Below are 19,106 nucleotides of genomic sequence, written 5' to 3' on the forward strand. Positions count from 1 at the left end.
GAGTTGTGATGTCATGTGATCGATATTCCTTGGTGAAGATATTTAATACTTACTATCCAAATATTTGATGCTTGCTATCCAGCTATTTAATCGGTATCCAAATTTGAGGCGAGTGTCCCGTCCCTCGATAGACCTCAAGTTCGGGTAGCCAAGCATGTTCGTATGCATTTGAAGGGAACCATTCACCTACAATCCGTTTCCACAGCTTTTGCATTCCCTGAGGCATGGGTTCCTCCACCTCAAACACAACCCATTTGCTGGCCGGGAACGTTAACATTGATAATCCTTCTGGCTGCTCCCCATCATACGTTGTTGCAATCCAGTACTCCATCTGTTTGTCCTCTAACTCTCCCTGATCCACACACACGCCTAGCAAACCTGGAATAACCCCATTATTCAATGCAGCTATCCGATCCTCTGTACCGCTGCTGTAGGCTTCCTCCCACATGTTACCGATCCCCTGCAAATGTTGCCCATCCACATATGAAAATCGTTGACTGATACCTGTAATGGAAAATGGCTCTTTCTCGACAATATGATGCTTCATTGGCTCCGCTCCTTGTAAACTGACTTGAATAACGAGGCGATTATACGACTGAACTGAAGCACCTGACTTTCGAGTTTCACTTGGCGTTACACCATGTTGTCTTCGGAATGCTTTCGAAAATGATTCAGGTGTATCATATCCATACTTCATTGCCAAATCCATGATTTTACGTTCTCCTTGCAACAGTTCATGTGCCGCCAAGGTTAATCTTCTGCGCCGGATGTACTCCGCCACGGTAACGTCGGTCATCAAACCAAAGATACGTTGAAAATGAAATGCCGACATATGCGCGTGCGCTGCAATCTGTTCCACAGTCATCGGATCTAACAAATGTTCTTCTATATATTGTATTGACTTCTGGATCGCTTCAATCCATTTCATGTGCTAATCACTCCTTGCTCATCATGATACACGAAGAAGGGTATAGAAGCCTGTCATTTTGTGCTTTCTTATGACCGATGTCTTTTTGCCGATTGTCTGTTGTCCAATCTCCGTTTCACGCGCTCCAACTCTAGCTTCCGAATTCTACCCTATCCCCACATACCAATCAGCAAGATGCCGCCAAATATAACGATGGAACAGAGAATACGTTTCATGCCCTGCTGTTCTTTTAATAACCATATCCCCAGAAAAGCCGCGAATACCGTTCCCACTTCCCGAAGCGGGCCCAATCTGGCCATCGGAGCCTGTTCCAGTGCAAATAGAAAGAGCAGATATGATCCCGGATTCAGCAAAGCTCCAAGCAAAATCGTCAAACGATTGACCTTCCACTCCCGACGCAAACCGCCTGAAGCAAGTAGCGCTGGCGTTAATCCAGCCACAAAACCAATATTCGTAACCTCAAGCAACGCCACGGGCGAAATATGCTGCAAATTTAATTTGTCCACAAATACATAACTCGTCGTACATAATCCCACACACAAGGCCATCCAAACCGGTTTCGCCCCCTTCACTCCAGAGCCTGCTTGTCCCTTCCTGCTCCCCACACCGCTAAGAACGACGAAACCAACAATCATACAGGCAATGCCTATCCATCCGAATCCCGACAACCTTTCTCCAAGAAAAGCAACCCCGATCAACGGCACCAGCAACGTGCTTGTACCCCGCATAATCGGATAGATCTGAGACAGGTCGCCAAGCTCATACGTCTGAGACAACAGCCAGGAATATAACGCCTGCAGTGCCATCGACACGATCAACAGTGCATAAGCTGACACGGGTAACGAATCACGAGACAATTCTACCACCAGCACAGGCAGCAGCAATACGGTGGGAATCATCATAATCGACCATAGAAAAACACTTTTGTTCAAACTTCGTTTCGTAAACATACTCCAGACGGCATGTGCCATTCCTGAAGCAAGCACCAGAATTAACGGTAAAATCATCCTGTATACGTTCCTCTCTGTTTTCCTTGCTTATGCTTTCTGTTTCTTTGCCACACTCTAGCACACTCTAGAATACCTTACGTCACAATCTCCGGTTGGTGCTCCGGCTGTTCCCTCACCACCGATCCATCTTCCAGACGAAGCCAGGTATCAAACTCCCGTTCACCTTCACACATCTGAATGACACGTCCTCCGCGCAACATCCCTTCCCTTCCATAGGTACTGTGGCCACTCGAACGCCCGTAACAAAGACGTATCCCTTGGTACTGGCCGTGAAAATCATTCACATGATCGTGTCCGCAGAACGTCCCCATTACATCCCCCATCTCCAGCAGCGCAGCAAACAACCCCGAATTGATTTGTGCACAGCAGACAGGTTCATATTTGTTGCCATAGCAAATTTGACTGTCCCACATCAGTTGATATTCCGGAATCGGGATATGGAAAAACGCCAAGGCTGGCAGCTTATCCCCGCGACTGCGGCCGGGATTAACGCGTGTGGATTCGTCCATCAGCCACCGGAGCTGACTCTGCTGAATCCAGCCATAACCGGGGATCGATTCCACGGTCGAATAACTCCCGGAATCGAGCAGATACAACACCGCTGCCGGAAGTCCATTCGCTCCGGCAATTTCCAGCGTGTAATTGCCCAACCCTGCAATATCACGCGGCCCCGCTTCCGTCACACTATGCGCATGCTTCTGAACAACGTGCATAAGCTCTGCTGGAGTAATTCGTTGCTCGGCATCATGATTGCCAAACACAAAAGCCCATGGAATCCCACACATCTCCACTGCCGAGACAGCATCACGAAAAGCCTGCTCCGGATGCTCACACGCTTGATTTCCCGAATCGACAGGCCCGGTGTAGATCACATCTCCTGTGAAAATAACCAGATCCGGCTGTTCCAGTTCGATGATAGATTGCATCATCCGCCGGCTTCGCAGATCTTCAGGCCGCCCGTCTTTCCAGTGTAAATCGGTAAATTGTACGATGGTAAAGGTTCCATTTTCGCGAAAAGCAAGCGGTCGTTTCACTGTGTTGTCCTCCCGAATACCACATGAATACGCGTTGAAAGCGAGCAATACGCATCATTTCATTCATGCAGTTTGGTCTATTGGTTATATGTATTGCTGATTAGTGCTTGGAATAACTATTGAAACATCGTCCGAATCTGTCTGCACCAGTAAAACCCGTCATAGCTCGGCAAGTTGAGTTCACTTCTATTTTAGATGTGGTTTGTTGTGGTTTTTAGTTGTTTCATATGATGATATCGCCACATCTATCGTCTGTCAACACTTCCTTGATATCTAAATATTCATATTTACCAAATGAAATTGACAAGTGGTTTTCACCAACTTAAACTATTAAAAACAACAACAATCCACACAAAGACCAAACTTCTATATATAGAACATACGGAGGCGGAATTGGAATGTCATTAACATATGAAGAGCGTAAACATACGATCCTTGCCCAGCTTGCCACACAGGGCAAAGTTCAGGTACAAACGTTGGCTCAGCTATTTCAGGTGTCCACAGAAACCATAAGGCGGGATCTGGATCGGCTGGAGAAGGAAGGTGAGTTGCGTAAAGTGTACGGGGGCGCTGTACGTGTCCGCTCAGGTATGATTGAAGCGCCCTTCCAAAAGCGCTCACAGCTGCAAGTTCAAGAAAAGCAGGCTATTGCTGCCGCGGCAGCTTCCTTGATTGAAGACGGCGAAACCATCATGCTGGACAACGGCACAACGACACTCGAAATTATGCGTCAATTGAAGCATCGCTCCCACGTAACGGTGATTACGAATTCGGTCCCGATCCTGACTGTTGCCCTCGAATCTTTTGCAGGTAAAATCATTTTTGCCGGAGGTGAGATCCACACTGCTGTTCAAGCCGCCACTGGGCCTGGAGCACATGAGATACTTGACCAGTTCAAAGTGAATAAAGCGTTCATTTCGGCTGGAGGTGTTTCCTTCACCGATGGAATTACGGATTATGTACTGGAGGAAGCCCTGATCTCGCGTAAAATGATGGAACGAGCCGAGGAAGCCATCCTGGTGGCGGATCATACCAAGTTTGGACGCTCCACGTTTGCCAGAATTGCACCTACCGAGCACATATCCATGGTGATTACGGACTCTAGCTGCCCTGCCGAATGGATTGAAAACTTTGGGCGGCTGGAGATTGAAACGGTCGTTTCGGATTGACATGGATATGCATGTTCTATATTTTGGATATAATGCTCATTCTATTTTTACTAAAAAATGGGTGAAAGGAGTGGCCTAGCGATGATGAGCAGCAAAAAGGAAATGCTTCTGAACGTGTCCGAGCACCTGTTCTATCTGCATGGCTTTCATGCCATTGGCTTAAAACGGATCATTACCGATGCTGACGTGGCCATCATGACGTTATACAATCACTTTGCGTCCAAGGAAGACCTGATTGTCGAGGTGCTTCTGCGCCGCGAACAGCGCTATCTGGAGCAACTGCGTTTGTATGCAGATAACAAGGCACAGTCCGTCTTCCTCAATCTGGCTGAGGGTCATGCCAAGTGGCTGATGGAGCATGAAGCCAGGGGATGTCTTTTTTTACGAGCGAAGGAAGAATTCGGGGCTGATCCAAACCATATTATTGTACAAACCGTTAATGGGCACAAAAAACACCTCATAACCCTGATAAAAAAAAGTGATCCCGAAGCAAATGATCGGAGCATCATGCAATTTATGCTGTTGTTAGAGGGTTCGACGGCTCTGGCGGAAACGCAAAATGTAAAAGAGGTCTGCCGGGAACTGATTCACATGACTCAAAATAGTTTCAAATCATAACACAAAGGGTGAGTTCATATTTCAACTCACTTTTTTATTTTCACAAGAAATATAATGATCGTTCTATCTAAAAAAGGCGGTGAAATTGAATGAAAAAGATAGTCCTTCCTGGCGTTGCCCTGATCGCAGTATGTTATGCTTTTGGGCGTTTCAGTTACGGACTGTTTATGCCAGAAATCTCCGAGGCTTTACAATTATCCGAATCGGCATCCGGGACCATTAACTCGGCAACCTATATTGCTTATTGTCTTGCCCTTCTGACTGCGCCGCTTATCATTAATCACAAAGGGCACCATTATGTCATTCAACTTGCTGGAATCAGCGCTATTCTTGGCTTGATAGGCATCGGACTGGCACACGATACTTGGCTACTTGCGGCCGGTGTTTTTCTTGCCGGACTCAGCACAGGATGGGCGTCTCCAGCCCTCGGGAATGCAGTAAGTGCAGAACTCGCACCAAACCTGCACGCCAGAGGGAACAGCTGGATCAATACAGGCACCAGCTTTGGCATTATCGTCTCCGGTCCACTCTACTTGCTATTCACCGATTACTGGCGTTTAAGTTATATTCTGTTCGCCCTCATCGGAATAACCGTATTGCTATGGAACCGACATGCGATTCCCGCTTCCAAAGCACTCCCTTGTACGAAGTCCATCTGGTCTTGCATGAGACCCACCAGACCAGGATCGGCTTTGCTTATGGCTTGTATGTTAACAGGCGCAAGCTCTGCGATCTATTGGACTTTCGCCCGAAACTTTCTAACGGACGAGAAAGGGGCCTCCGATTCGGAAGCCGTCTTGTTCTGGATTGTTATGGGCGTGACAGGCATACTTGGCGGAAGTGCAGGTCGGATCATAGAACGGATTGAGTTAGGTTGGTCCTATCGTATAGGCATTCTGTTGTTATCGATCTCGCTTGGCGTTATTGTCCTGCCTTCGATGACATCAAGTATGGTTTCAGCCGTCCTGTTCGGCAGCACGTACATTTTTCTCACAAGTGTTTTCATTGTATGGGCAACGAGACTGTTCCAACCAAATGTCTCCATCGGCATTAGTCTTGCATTTCTCGCCCTGGGCGTGGGCCAATTCTTAGGATCATTTATGGCGGGATATACTATCGAGGTATTTTCCAGCACGACAGCTTTTATGGCGTTTGCTATACTCGGTTTGCTGGGACTATTCCTTCGCGTGAAACCGGCCTGAGCCGTCTCCAAAGCTGTCGGAAGACAGCGCATCATTATACTTGCAACATATTTCCGTAGAAGCATGGTTGCAGACTTACACCGTTTAATGTAACTTTGGTTCCTGTTCCGAGCGGAGATTAGGCTACAATAGGCTTAAATCTCTTCGGAACTGGCCGCACCAAAATAACGAGCTAGCTTCCATCGCTCTCCACCTTTGACTAATTCAAAGGGAAGCTACGCCCTGCCCTGACCAACCGCAAATGAGGATTCGCAATGAGTAGATCTACCGATATGCCCTTATGACCTCATTGTCCCAGACCTGAACCTCAATATATCGTTCGGGACCCTGTTTGCCGGTCCGATTCCAATCCTGTGGCAAACCATAGGTCTGAATCAGTTCATCTATTTCGTCTTTGGTATAAACCTGCTTGCGATAAGATTTATCGTCTTCATAACGCATCGTTGGGAAGAGATCACCGTAGGTGAAGCTTACAACTTCTGCGGGTAATTCCTCCCATGGAACGATGATGTGATCCGGCTCCTGATACCATGATTCTAGCCAGGGACATACACCGAGCGTTAGATAATGGGGATAGTCTTGTGCCGGCTTTCCTCCCTTAGCTATGAATTTCTCATATGCCATATGCTCAAGGCGTCTCCTTATTGTTATGTAGTCGGATGACCGCTTAGCGGCAAAAACTCGGCCTTCCTGCCGAATCTGTTGTGAAACTGCTTCAGCCTCTCTCTGAGACAGGCTTGAGAGATTACGGAACGGGCCTACATTTTTCTCAAAATAATGGTATCCATTAAGTTTTTTATGCAACTCATCTCCTTACAAAACATTGAATTGATTCTACTCAACATCATACCTTATGTTGAGATTTTTAGTCGTGTTCATCTTTATTAATTAGGAACTTTTAGCCAAAAATGATAAAATGGAACTACCGTATACGTAAGAATATTTCCCCACCCTGTTAGTCCAATCATTTGATTTGTACAAAAGAAGGAGGTCATCCAATGTTTGATGTAAGCGTAAAACAAATAGATGATCAACTGCTCATACGCTGGCAGTTTTCCAGGATTGAAATCCCCATTTCACAAATCACATCTGTAACTTTAGATAACACCTATGGAGGAAGTGAGCCTTCAGCTGTCCGGATCGGTTATGCACGTTCAACCGAGAGGATTCTAATCCGTACCACGAATCAATCATACATTTTGTTTACGAGCAGCGAAAACATGTTTCCTGCAATTCAAGCAATGGTTTCTCCCTCAGCAACCTCATCTATCTAATAGAACATAGCTAAGAGCCACCGATCAGATTAAAAAATCTAGTCGGTGGCTCTTTTCCATTTAATCTTATTTACGTATCCGTACGTACCTCGTCCCATGCTTGATCGAGATAACAGATAAGCCAGTTAAGGGCACGATGCCGCTCATAAGCTACACCGGGATTTAAACCTGCAGGCGGCAATTCCTCTTTAATTCTACTGTTTACACAGACCCAGTTGTACCGATAGATCAAGTCGGCCTCGTCCAAAATTTCACCTTTGCTGCGAATAGTGGCATCCGATAAAAACGCCGCAAAGCTGTCCTTTTGCTGTAAATAACCAACATCCTTACTTACGTTGCACAGCTCTGTAGGTGGATTCAATTCCTCCGCGTACCCTAGCGCCCACAGCATGACGTGGTATGCCTCATATCCCCAAGAGAAACGAATGACCTCTTGCTGCTGTGCTCCCTGCTGATCCAGAAAAGACTTTTCATCCGGAGAAAAGAAGGCGGACGCATCATACTTGTCGATGACTTCCTGCACAAGCGCCGCGGTGTCATCGTCACTTTCACCTGCTCCAAGGCACTCACCTTTTAGGGCGGCTATACAGAGAGCTACAGCACGCTTCGCAACCTCTTCCTTCGTTCGAATCGTCGTGTCCTGCTCACCTGCTCTTGCTGGCAGATTGGCATTATACGGAACCCCTTGTGCCGCTAATCGCTGTTCGGAACGTGCCTTGCGCTCCACAGCATCCGCTGAGGGCGGACGAGTGTCATCCAGATAACTGGTGTGTGCAGTTACCGTGTAATCCTCTACTTCGGATTCTCCGTTTACATCCAGAAGCAGCTGACCCTGAGCATTCAGCAGGGAGCCACCTCCCCAGAAAATGACGGCATCCAGTGCTTCAGCCAGTTGTAATAACTCGTTAAAGAACTCTTCCGAGATATCTTCCTCTGTCTCGATGCCAATCACCATGTTCAGGGTGGAGCATTTAATCAGTACCTTTTCCTGAAGCGCAGCATTACGCCCTTCGATCTGACTCAGAAAACCAAGCATACCTTGAATCATCGTGCCGAACTCCTCGGGATGCGTCTGGCTGGTCATGATGTTGAAGCCCTTTGTTTTCTTGCTAAACCATTTCTTCTGAATCACCTGTATGTGGGTATGGTTTTCTCTCCGCTGGATGGCGGCACCAGGATAGATGGATCGAATAATTTCATATAACTGATCCAGGTCAAACTGGGAGCTATATATCGCGCAGTTTCTCATGATGGTGTTTGGCCTCCTTCTTACTTCTGAAATTTTAATCTTTAAAAATGATGGGGTATCCCCGGACTGACCCTTGATTAATCCTTGTAGGGATCAAACTCATTTCCACCAGCCATCGCTACGCCTACCGGGCGTAGGACATGATTGATTTTCAGCGTATTCGCATGTGCATGTAACACGTCTTGCAATTTTTTGTAGACAAATGGGCTCTCATCCGTGCCAGCTCCACGGAGCTCCACACCATAAGCACGAATCGCGGCTTGCATCTGCTCTTCACTAATTTCGCCGCCCATACGCGTGCGAAGTTTGTAATTCATCTTACCTGCCGCCTGTGTACGACTCATGATTCGTCCTGCCCCGTGAACCGTACTGCGGAAGGACTCGGTATTCTCCTCACTATGGATGCCTTCTACAATGACCGAAATATCCCCCATACTTCCGCCAACAAAGCCAAGCTGTCCCGGTGCCAGCGGTGTGGCTCCTTTACGAACAACGACGACTTCCTCGCCCCTATGCTGCTCTTTCCACGCAAAGTTATGATGATTATGTACGGCATATTCAGCACTCGCTCCAAGGATACCCAGCACCTGCTCTATCACGTAATCCCGCCCAGCATAGGCATAACGACCCGCCAGTGTCATACCTGCCCAATACATATCACCCATTTCACTGTTCAGGTCAAACAGGGTTGGCGGCTGATCCATTGATTCACCCGGTGCTTTGCCACTGAACTCTCGTCCAGCCGCCAGATTAAGGAATCCACTCGCCACCTTATGCCCAAAACCACGGCTGCCAAAATGATTGGCAATCCATACCTTGCCCGTTTGCTCTTCCACAAAAATATCGACAAAATGATTGCCGCTGCCAACGGTTCCGAGTTGATTCCGCGCCAATGTCTTCAACTTTTGTTGCAATCCGCCTTCAATGGCATCAAAGAGGTTCCAGTTCGGATCGTCAAACAGTTCATGTTCCACTGGAGCTTTATTGTTCCGGCCTACGCCGAATGAGATTGTTGCATTGATATCATCCATAATGACCGCAATCCGGTCACGTATATCATTCCATATCAGGTTGGTGCGCACAGCTTTGTTGCCGCAGGCAATATCGTACCCCACTCCTGAGGGACTGATCGTGTTGCGATAAGCAACCACTCCGCCAATCGGCTGCGAATATCCCTTGTGATGATCGGCCATTAAGGCCACACCCAGCACGTCTCCATATTTCGAACAAGTCACTGCTTGACTGACGGCATTCTCCAGCGGCTCCCCCCAGACTTTGATGTTATCCACGATACGCATATTCCGTAACCTCCTATGTATTCTTTTTTCCTAAGTTTAACAAAGATCCACCCCGCTCGAAACGCTACAATTGTATAGGTATCGGGATATGCCATATTGCTGTACAGTGCTTTCACTCTTCCGTTCGCTCACATAGAAAAAGAGAGCGTCCGCTAAGGGCTCACTCCCTCTTTACCGTGTCATCGAAAACATACTGCCGTTTATAAATGTTTTCGGTAGCCTTGAACCTTCTCGTCTTTAAAGCCCAGTTTCTCATAAAATCGATGGGCTTCCTTGCGTTGATCCCCAGACACCAGAATGATGTACGCACATCCTAGATCTTTGGCAATATGTTCGATCTTAAGCATGAGCTTCTGTCCAACGCCCTGCCTGCGAATCCGTTCGGAGACAATGACATTTTCAACGACCATAAATGGCTCGCAAGAACCCATCAGATCCATGCATTCAACCCCCATAACCGATCCAACAAGTTTATCCTGATCATAGGCTCCAAGCACATAGTAGTGACCCTGTTTCTTCATTTGTTGAAACGTCTTTTGCATTTGCTGTGCATTCATCTGCTGTTCATTGAGAGGTGTGCCCATCAATTCATGATACAGCTGGTTTAACGCAGTTAAATCCTGCGGTTCAATTTGTTTAATCGTAATCATCGTAACGCCTCTTCTCCTTCTGACCTGATGAGATCTTTCTTGAAATAGTAATGTTGGTGTCCTGTAGGTGCATTCTCGATCATCGTCATCAGCTCGTACCCGTGTTTTTGGTAAAATTCGGGGGCCTGGTAGGAGAACGTATTCAGCATAATGAAATCACACCCCTTCTCCCGGGCCAAACGCTCTATCTCCTGTAGCAGTTTCGTTCCATACCCTTTGTGTCTCTCTTTGGCATCAACCCACAAAATATCTAGCTCGACCCAGTTCCAGCATAATGTGCTCAGTACCCCTGCTACAATCTGACCTGCCTCGTTTCGAATATGAAAATGGAGTTCCTCGTATCTGTTCCTCAAAGCCTCACTCACATGTGCCGCATTGTAGGCGACTAATTGTTGACGGACATATTCGGAATCTGATTTGGTACTTGGTGTAATGTTGGTATGTGGCATACCTGCACTCCCTTCTCGGTTCTAAATCAATCAAAATTTGCAATCTACTATCTATGTACCGTATATTATCGCTGAACCCTGCCTCACTCATCTTATACTAAATTACACTAAATGGAAACGACGCACCTTCCTCATAGGAAAGTGCGTCTGTTACCGTTGCATCTAAACCTGATTAAACTAAGATCTACTGGGCTTCTCTCAGATAAACCTCTACATAACCCCAGCCCGTCATGCCCAACGGATCTGTAGCCATTACCCAAATTTGAATAGGCGTATTACTTCCCTCTAGTGCTGTCACGTATAATTTCTGTCCAACCATTCGGACTGTTGCTAATTGTTCATCAGAAGACTCCGCTTCTATGACAAGTGTCGATCTGTCATCATCCTCATCTCTAAACATGTAGGACAAGTCTATCTCAATTTCATCTCCACCTACATAAGCCGTATTTCCTGCCGGTGCCTCAATTAATTCAGGCCCTGCACCATCAAAGGTATATCTGATTTGCTTTTTTAGTAGTGCATGGTGCAATGTGAAATCCGGTTCTTCTCTGAGCGGAATTGGATTGTCGTTTACACCTATGGACTGCAGATTGGGCAAGTCAACCAGGCCACTAGGCAGATGAGTCAGCTGATTATTACTCATATACAATGCTTGCAGGGAATTCAGTCCCGTCACGTCCAACGAAGCAAGGCGATTATTTTCCAGATCCAAATACTCCAGATGCTCAAGTCCTGTGACATTGATTTCACTCAGACGATTCCCCGACAGATTGAGCCACTCTAATTGTTCGAACCCGGAGGCATCCGCTTTGCTTATTTCATTGCCAGATAGATCAATTTCTACGACATTTAATCCTTTAAATATATCGACCCCCGTCAAATCGGAAATGCCAGCATCTCTTGCATACAATCCTCCATCTGTCTGGATAAGAGCCTCAGCTAATTCCTCTTTGGTCAGCGGAGCATCTAAATCCTTTTGTAGCCAAAATGCTATAGCTCCAGCCAAATGCGTATCAGGGAATTGACGGCTAATCGTATTCACTTGTACGGTAACCTGGAGTTGTGCCGTTACACTGGCGCCTTGTTCATCTGTAGCTTGAATGGTCAGCATCGTCTGACCAGCAGCCCGTGGTGCAAGTCGAATTACTGAGTCCGTCACAGTAGAGGATACCATGTTCTCATCTCCCGACAAGACAACGAACTTCAATGGTCTGCCCTCTGGATCACTGAAATAGGAAGAGGCCTGCAAGTCCTTCGAAGCATGATCCAACGTTAATTCCTGAGCAGGCAAACCTCCCGGAGCAACGATTGGAGCACGATTGCCGATTCCTGGATTAGACGGGTTCGTTGGTTTCGTTGGGTTTGAAGGGACAGACGGATTACCTGGATTAACTGATCCTCCGCTTTCTCCACCTGTTGTTCCGCCCGGCGTCGTTCCAGTATTACTGTTGTTGTTCACCGTACCATTCCCTGTGCCTGCTGTTCCTGTAATCGTACCTTGTGTCTCCGTTACCTTGCCTGGAGTATCGTTTGGCCCCTGCGAATTGGAACCTTCTTGCTCTGAACTTGCTGCCTCCAATACTTGAATTGTATCTGTTGCTCGCAACGCAATGACAGCCATTTCTTGTCTGGATGTAGAGCGTTTGGGTGCAAAATACCCATTCTCTCCCTTGAGAAGACCTAATTCAACGGCCTGTTGCACACTGGACAAAGCCCAGGCGCTAATGTCCGTCTTATCCTTGAATGATAAGGATCGCTGCCCATTTGATGATCCATCATACCCTTTCACCTTAAGAGCCCGAATCATCGTAACAGCGAGCTCTTCCCTAGTCACTACACCATTCGCCCGGAACGTACCATCGGGATATCCCTTCATGATTCCAGTTGAATTAAGAGCATAGATATAAGTTTCGTTTGAAGTTGTACGCTCCAGATCTTTGAATAGTTGGTTCGGTCGTTGATCTGAAGGCGAGGCATCTATCTCTAGGAGTTGAGACAGCATATGTGCAAGTTCCCCTCTTGTCATGGGTGCACCTGGATTAAAACGACCTGTTCCGTCTGGAAGAATCCATCGTTGCTGGGTAACCTTTTCAATAGCTTGCTGGGCCCAAGGGGCAGCCTGATGCAAGTCCTGAGTACTTGTCGCATCCTCCGCGGCACTTACTGTTCCCGGAGCACCAACGAGAGTAAGCGACAACACAGCGGCTATATACGTCGCAACTTTATTCCGACGCTGATCAGAGTAACCTTTGGAATTGGAACTACGAATAGACATTTATTAACATAACCTCCTACAGAATCTTATCGCTAATGACACCGAAAATTCACAGCGTTATTTCGTTAGATTCATTGTAGAAGAGACGACATCATCCAGACAGTCTACAAAAAAGTAGACATTGTTTCACAGCTTATAATAAGCCCCGCTGTTCGGCAATTTGTACCGCGTGCGCACGACTGCTTGCTCCAAGCTTGGCAAACACACGGCGTATATGTGTATTTACTGTGCCAGGTGATATCCCAAATTCGGCTGCAATCTGCTTGCTGGTCAAGCCTTCTGCAATATGACCAAATATTTTCTGCTCCATGGGGCTGAGTCCCACTTCCTTCTGTTCATGCTTCGCTTCATCTGGTGCTGAACGGCCCCGCACCTTTTTGTTTTGGGCAAAAGCAGAAAGTAGTTGCTTCACATAAGTTGTTTTCACTCCATCATCCGAGACAGCCTTCGCACGGCGAAGCACCAAATACTGTTGAAGTAGCCGTTTTACCGGCTCCCCTTCGGCAACAAATGAACGGATATATCCTTCTGGTTCTCCCAGAATAAGAGCACGTGATAAGGCCACAACACCAGCATCTGAATATCCTTGTTGTTGCAGCATCACGGACTCTAACAAGGCACATTCAATCTGCTCTGTCAACAGATCGCGTTTTTCAGCTTGTTCTCGAACTCGTTTCAGTTCCTCTTGAGCGTAATCATACTGTTCAAGAGTCACGGCCGCACGTATTCGAACCATCCACTGAAATAGTTGGTCACAACTCATTTCAACTGGCATTTGTTGTTCGTCTACCGGATCAGCGAGAATGTGCGTAGCCGTCTCCACAGGATGATACTCAAGCCATATTCGATTACGATGTGCCACCAATACAGTTTTCCAGTACTCCGCATCCTTCTCGGACAGCAGACTCTCAGCCTGCTGCAACAGCTTTATACCTTCCTCGGGTCTACCGGAATGTAATTCAAGCCTGGCTTTCAATACATATGCAGGAACGAGTAGTGCCGCAACTTTGATCTGCAAAGCCACTTCAAGAGCTCGATCCGCATACTTCACTGCTTCAAATAACTGGTCCTGTTCCATCAAAACCTCACCATATCCTGATCCATAGTAGGACGTTACATAGGCAGGTTCATCATACCAGCGCTTCGTAATGGCTCCAAAACAAACTTCGGCTCTCCTCAAGTAACCATGAACGCCATGAAAACTTCGCACACGCATGCTCTCTCTTCGATCGTAGTCCATATACTGAAATGCGATATCATCAGGATAGCCCTGATCCATATAAGACATCAAATAAGAAGAGAGTCCTTCTAAATCACGGTTAAGATACGCCATATAGGCTCTCATGACACAGGTCACTTGTAGCAAATATTTAATAATAGCTGGTGCAACCTGTCCTTGAAGATGCATGCGGATGACATGCTCCAACTCATCCAGCTGCTTCCCCATCTCCCCGTAAGGCATTTCACGCGCTACAAGAAACAAATAAGACATATACAACTTGGGACGAGCCTTCACCATTTCCAGCGGCAAAACATCAAAATATTTACGGAGTGTCCACCACTCTCCCATAATGAAATGGGCAAACAATTCTTCCAGCAATCTTGCAGCATCCTCCATATGCAGCCCAAGAATATAATGATCCAGCGCTTCGGATGGATATCCATGCTGTTCATACCAAAGCGCGGCAAAACCATGTAATTCATTGCCCAACTCTGAGTGGTTATGTGCTAGCTCGCGCTTCAGGAACGCCGAAAACAAATGATGATAACGATACCACTCCCCTTCCCGATCCAGAGGGATAAGAAAAAGATGTTCTTTCTCCAGCTGCCTTAACAACTGCGGAGCTTCCTCCAAACCACTTAACACCTGACCTAAACGGCTGTTCATCCTTCTTGTTATCGCAGTTCGAAGCAAAAAGCGCTGCATTTCTGGTGACTGACGTTGGAATACCTCTTCTAGCAAATAATCCGAGATGTTTCTGTTTCCTGCTTCTGCATCCTTTGCACGATGTGGGAATGAAGACATGATTGGCATTGAACTTTTCGCCGAGTCTGCCCCTAATGTGTGAGATAAAGCAAGCAGCTTTAACCCGGCTGCCCAACCCTCCGTCTGCTGCACCCAGCCCAGGGCATCCCTGCTGGCATGCTCCATACGCATAACGTTCTGACAGAAGTCGATGCCTTCTTCCGTTGTAAACGCAAGTTCCTGAAGAGTAAGTTGCTTCAACTCCCCTCTCAGGCGCAGCTTCTCCAGCTTAAACGGAGGATACGTCCGACCCGATATGACCAGATGAATAGACGAAGGAAGGTTTTCAATAAAATCCTGCATCTGCAAATGAATTTCCGGCCGAGTTATAGCATGGTAATCATCCAAAATAAGCATGGTATGCTGATCACTCCGGGCAACACGATTCAGCAATAAAATTAATGCTGTTCTTGGCTCAATTGCATATCGTTGCAAGAACTGAGGCAAGACCTCTCGACATAACCCCTGTCTCACGCGGTCCAGCGCATGAATAATGTAAAGCCAAAATTGAAGTGGATCTTGATCCTTTTCATCCAAACAGACGCAAGCCGCATAACCTGCCGCACTTCTCAGCCAATTCCCAAGCAGTGTTGATTTTCCCGAACCGGCGGGAGCAGTCAACAACGTCACCTTGGAATTCATAACTTCATTGTACTGCGAGCTGAGCCTTGGACGATCCATGGTATCCGTTGGTAGAGGGGGCAATTCTAGTTTGTTCGTCAGAATCATAAATTGAAGCCAATCGCCATGGAAACCAGCTGTTTGTTCTTGTTGCATGTAATCCTCCTGAACCCGCACTGAGGTGCACATTATAGAAATCGTTGTATGTACATTTAGATATTCTAAGTATACAGGGAACAACATCAATACCGCACACCATTTTACACAAAACAAAGCCAAACAGCCCTGCACAGAAAGTACAGGGCAAACAAAACGATTTTTTATCTTTTTATCTCAATGACTTCAAATTCACGATGATATAATTCAAACCGGAAAACAGCGGAATTAATGCGATTCTTGCCAGAGTGATCCGGTTCGCCAGATTCACTGCTCCTTCGCCCCCTCCAGTAACTTCAGGATTTCCAATGCCACATCACGTGGAGATTTCAGTTGACCTAACTCGTAAGCGTCTCGAAATGCTCCGGACAGCGCAAATTCCTCTGCACTCTTTCCTCTCGCCACGGCCTGCAATTCCGTATCCACCATGCCCGGATCAAAGACGATGATCTCTGCCGGATTAGACTGTGAAGCTTGTTCCATCGCTACACATTGTGTGAACATGTTGATTCCTGCCTTTGATGTACAATAAGTAGCCATCGAAGGAGCGGGATAACTGCCCGAAGCAGAACTCACATTAATAATTTTTCGGCGTGCCGTCATATGGTTGGTATGGTGAATAAAAGATGACGTAAGAATCATCGGCGCAGCCAGGCTAATATTCAGATGAATGCTAATCTCATCCGCAAGACACTGATCTATGGGTTTCAACGGTTCAAGCATGGCCGCATTATTAATAAGTCCGATGCATTCCACAGAAAGAAGCGGAATCTGCTCCAATATGCGCGAGATTACATCGTCGATGCCATGAATGTCTTCAAGATTGAACTGGACATGAGTGTACCGTTCATACGTATTGCCCAAGTCTGATGCTCCGCGCGCTATGCCGTAGACAGAGTCACCTTTTTCCAAACAAAGTTCCGCAACTTGTCTGCCAATGCCTTTGGATGTACCTGTGATAATAAAGGTTCTGTTTCCCAATATGCTCTCCACCCTTCAATTCTCATATATCTGCTCAATGCCGCATCATTGATATGTATTTCATCCCGAAACATGTCAGTCACGCTCTTCCGGTTTTCTCCACAACGTCACCCACAAAATAGGCAAACCAAAATACGGATCTTCCTGCCCCATTGCCTTCATTGGACGCAACTCCACACACTCAAATGGTTCCTCTAGTAAATATCGAAGTTTCTCCTCCGTAAAAGCAAGTCCGCCCCGCATCGTCTTCTCACGGTAGACTTCCCAATCGTTCATCACATGTTCTGGCCCACCCTGACCGCCAAATCCCGGTGCAAAACAAGTCATACCAAACAGACCTCCCGGCTTCAACGCACGATGAATCATCTCAATGTAAGGAATACGCTGATGCGGTAGCAGATGGTGCAGACAGCCCGAATCGTAGACTATATCATATTCCTGCTCTGGCGCCAGTTCGAACACAGAACGACATTCAAAATGTACATCCAGTTGTTCTTCCGCGGCCCGTTCCTTGGCCCAAGCAATCGCAGTCTCTGACAGATCATAGGCGTCAACCTGATAACCGTGCCCTGCTAGATACAATGCATTCCGCCCGGGGCCACATCCCAGCTCCAATGCTCTGCCCCCTTTTAATCTTCCAGCTTCTACATCAGCAACCAGATTCTCGTCTGGCTTGTTTGGAAAAAACGGAATGGGTCTGTCCCGATTCTCATAGAACGGCTCCCAAAATTGCTTGGCCGATCTGAAATCCGCATCGAGCATGTCATAGAGATCCTGCACACTTTTGATTGTTTTTTCCAAGTCTGAATTCCTCCTGTTTCATCGCTTAAAATAGGTTTCCCACTACGTTCACCCTACTGTCTCACTAGCATTTTTGCATGAAATCCAACTCAATTCACTACACTTTATTATAACATTTTTAACCATTCATTCTCTATTTTTCATGTGTAAATTTAGTAGAATATGCATTATTTTCTCCATACAAAAAGCGAACAACATCACATGTCGTCCGCTTGAAATTCCAGCTATAAGATTACAACTGTACAGCTATAAATACAGTTCGTTTTATCCCTTGCGTTCCATCACAGCAAAGTAATTCTTCTCATTATCTGCAAAATTGAAGACACGCCCTGTCGGCATCTCTACAACTTCTCCAACCGTTACATGTTTAGCAGACAAATCGGCATATAACCGATCAAGGTCATCTGTGAAAAACATCAACGAAGGTGTGCCCAGATTTACCCCTGCTGACATACGTGCCACGACCTCTTTATCATGCAAAATGATACTTGTCTGTGAATCTTTCGCAGGCGCAATCTCAATCCATCGCATACCTCCATCAAGAATAACCTCATCCACGATATGGAATCCGGCTACTTCCGTCCAGAAAGCCAGGGATTCGTCCTGGTTATTGACGTATAGCATAACTTGGCCTAATTTGCTAAACATGTACCAAACCACTCCTCTAATCAAGTTATCTCGGTATTCCTTCACACTTAGATTGCCTCAGATTCCAATTGAGTATAACATGTATGTCCTATTTTAAGATAAACATTTTAGAGAAGCCAAATTGACGTTTCATGTCCCTTACCATTGTTAACCTCTGTTGTTTTAAGATCACAGCAGTTTTTTGGTCAAATAAAGGACAACCTCATCATCGATAATCGTCTCTTCACCAGGTTGAAGATAATGATCATCTCTGTGAAGACCCCGGCCGTCTGGAATATAGCCCCGATGTGCGTAGAGTACTTGGGCTTTGCCATAATCTGCATACACGCCTACCCCAATGCCTGCTACTTCAGAACGTTCCTTCACCACTTTCTCAGCGTGATCCATCAGCTTGGAACCGATCCCTTGCCGCTGAAACTTCATCAGAACGTTGAAATCATTGATCTCGGGAATGCCCTGTTCCTGAAAAGAAGGATACTGCGATGTCCAGATCACGTTGACATAACCAGCAAATTGCCCGTTCAATTCGGCAATCAGGGTTACGCGCTTCCCCTTCTCTTGTTCTTCCCAATATCGTTCATACAATTCAGGCGGTTTGTGCCACCCCTGTTCCTGAAATGATTCTGAGATGACTTGCGCGTCCTGCTTGGTTAAAAGTCGAATATGTACATTGCTCATGAAGTTCTCCTCTCCATTACAGCCTTCGTATAAAATAAC

At 46.5% G+C, this 19,106-nt stretch carries 18 protein-coding genes; 4 read left to right on the plus strand and 14 right to left on the minus strand.

The annotated features are described in order from the left end of the window. Positions 1-82 precede the first annotated feature (82 nt). The 3 genes from EC604_RS16090 to EC604_RS16100 all read right to left on the minus strand — a co-directional run bounded on the left by EC604_RS16090 (position 83) and on the right by EC604_RS16100 (position 2,972). Entirely contained in the window at positions 83-928 is an 846-nt protein-coding gene (locus EC604_RS16090) for an AraC family transcriptional regulator (protein WP_123065127.1), read from the minus strand. A 149-nt stretch (positions 929-1,077) separates the two neighbouring features. Beyond that, entirely contained in the window at positions 1,078-1,935 is an 858-nt protein-coding gene (locus tag EC604_RS16095) for an EamA family transporter (protein ID WP_123065128.1), read from the minus strand. A gap of 77 nt (positions 1,936-2,012) precedes the next feature. Next, positions 2,013-2,972, minus strand: coding sequence for a metallophosphoesterase family protein (locus EC604_RS16100; protein WP_123065129.1), 960 nt, complete (start codon positions 2,970-2,972; stop codon positions 2,013-2,015). A gap of 398 nt (positions 2,973-3,370) precedes the next feature. On the opposite strand from EC604_RS16100, the gene EC604_RS16105 reads away from it, so the two are divergent. The 3 genes from EC604_RS16105 (at position 3,371) to EC604_RS16115 (ending at position 5,961) form a co-directional block, all read left to right on the plus strand. After that, positions 3,371-4,141, plus strand: coding sequence for a DeoR/GlpR family DNA-binding transcription regulator (locus tag EC604_RS16105; protein WP_123065130.1), 771 nt, complete (start codon positions 3,371-3,373; stop codon positions 4,139-4,141). Between the two features lie 81 nt (positions 4,142-4,222). Then, on the plus strand, positions 4,223-4,759 hold the full coding sequence (locus tag EC604_RS16110; RefSeq protein WP_240036930.1) for a TetR/AcrR family transcriptional regulator: 537 nt from the start codon (positions 4,223-4,225) through the stop codon (positions 4,757-4,759). Between the two features lie 89 nt (positions 4,760-4,848). After that, a complete protein-coding gene (locus EC604_RS16115) occupies positions 4,849-5,961 on the plus strand; it encodes an MFS transporter (RefSeq protein WP_123065131.1) in 1,113 nt (370 codons plus the stop codon). A gap of 264 nt (positions 5,962-6,225) precedes the next feature. Here the strand turns inward: EC604_RS16115 and EC604_RS16120 are convergent, their stop codons facing one another. Continuing rightward, on the minus strand, positions 6,226-6,585 hold the full coding sequence (locus tag EC604_RS16120; RefSeq protein ID WP_240036932.1) for a hypothetical protein: 360 nt from the start codon (positions 6,583-6,585) through the stop codon (positions 6,226-6,228). A 374-nt stretch (positions 6,586-6,959) separates the two neighbouring features. On the opposite strand from EC604_RS16120, the gene EC604_RS16125 reads away from it, so the two are divergent. Continuing rightward, positions 6,960-7,235: a hypothetical protein gene (locus EC604_RS16125; protein ID WP_123065133.1), complete on the plus strand. Its 276-nt coding sequence runs from the start codon at positions 6,960-6,962 to the stop codon at positions 7,233-7,235. Between the two features lie 70 nt (positions 7,236-7,305). On the opposite strand, the gene EC604_RS16130 is transcribed toward EC604_RS16125, so the two are convergent. The 10 genes from EC604_RS16130 to EC604_RS16175 form a co-directional block, all read right to left on the minus strand. Continuing rightward, positions 7,306-8,484, minus strand: coding sequence for a DUF4272 domain-containing protein (locus EC604_RS16130; protein ID WP_123065134.1), 1,179 nt, complete (start codon positions 8,482-8,484; stop codon positions 7,306-7,308). 77 nt (positions 8,485-8,561) lie between these two features. Continuing rightward, a complete protein-coding gene (locus tag EC604_RS16135) occupies positions 8,562-9,782 on the minus strand; it encodes an RtcB family protein (RefSeq protein ID WP_123065135.1) in 1,221 nt (406 codons plus the stop codon). Between the two features lie 200 nt (positions 9,783-9,982). Next, on the minus strand, positions 9,983-10,432 hold the full coding sequence (locus EC604_RS16140; protein ID WP_123065136.1) for a GNAT family N-acetyltransferase: 450 nt from the start codon (positions 10,430-10,432) through the stop codon (positions 9,983-9,985). Continuing rightward, positions 10,429-10,881 (minus strand): GNAT family N-acetyltransferase, encoded by a 453-nt coding sequence (locus EC604_RS16145; protein ID WP_123065137.1) that lies wholly within the window; start codon positions 10,879-10,881, stop codon positions 10,429-10,431. The genes EC604_RS16140 and EC604_RS16145 overlap by 4 nt, the downstream gene beginning before the upstream one ends. Positions 10,882-11,065: 184 nt before the next feature. Further along, positions 11,066-13,156, minus strand: a complete 2,091-nt coding sequence (locus tag EC604_RS16150) for an S-layer homology domain-containing protein (protein ID WP_123065138.1) — start codon at positions 13,154-13,156, stop codon at positions 11,066-11,068. A 133-nt stretch (positions 13,157-13,289) separates the two neighbouring features. Next, the gene (locus tag EC604_RS16155; protein ID WP_161556957.1) at positions 13,290-15,959 is read right to left on the minus strand and encodes a LuxR C-terminal-related transcriptional regulator; all 2,670 of its coding nucleotides are present in this window, start codon (positions 15,957-15,959) and stop codon (positions 13,290-13,292) included. A gap of 267 nt (positions 15,960-16,226) precedes the next feature. Further along, complete coding sequence (locus EC604_RS16160; protein ID WP_123065140.1) at positions 16,227-16,940, minus strand: SDR family NAD(P)-dependent oxidoreductase; 714 nt, start codon at positions 16,938-16,940, stop codon at positions 16,227-16,229. Between the two features lie 75 nt (positions 16,941-17,015). After that, complete coding sequence (locus EC604_RS16165) at positions 17,016-17,741, minus strand: class I SAM-dependent methyltransferase (RefSeq protein ID WP_123065141.1); 726 nt, start codon at positions 17,739-17,741, stop codon at positions 17,016-17,018. Positions 17,742-18,005: 264 nt separating this feature from the next. Continuing rightward, positions 18,006-18,389: a VOC family protein gene (locus EC604_RS16170; RefSeq protein WP_123065142.1), complete on the minus strand. Its 384-nt coding sequence runs from the start codon at positions 18,387-18,389 to the stop codon at positions 18,006-18,008. Between the two features lie 168 nt (positions 18,390-18,557). Beyond that, positions 18,558-19,067: a GNAT family N-acetyltransferase gene (locus EC604_RS16175; protein ID WP_123065143.1), complete on the minus strand. Its 510-nt coding sequence runs from the start codon at positions 19,065-19,067 to the stop codon at positions 18,558-18,560. Positions 19,068-19,106 lie beyond the last annotated feature (39 nt).

Origin of the sequence: Paenibacillus amylolyticus (assembly GCF_003719335.1) — a bacterium.
GTDB lineage: Bacteria > Bacillota > Bacilli > Paenibacillales > Paenibacillaceae > Paenibacillus > Paenibacillus amylolyticus_D.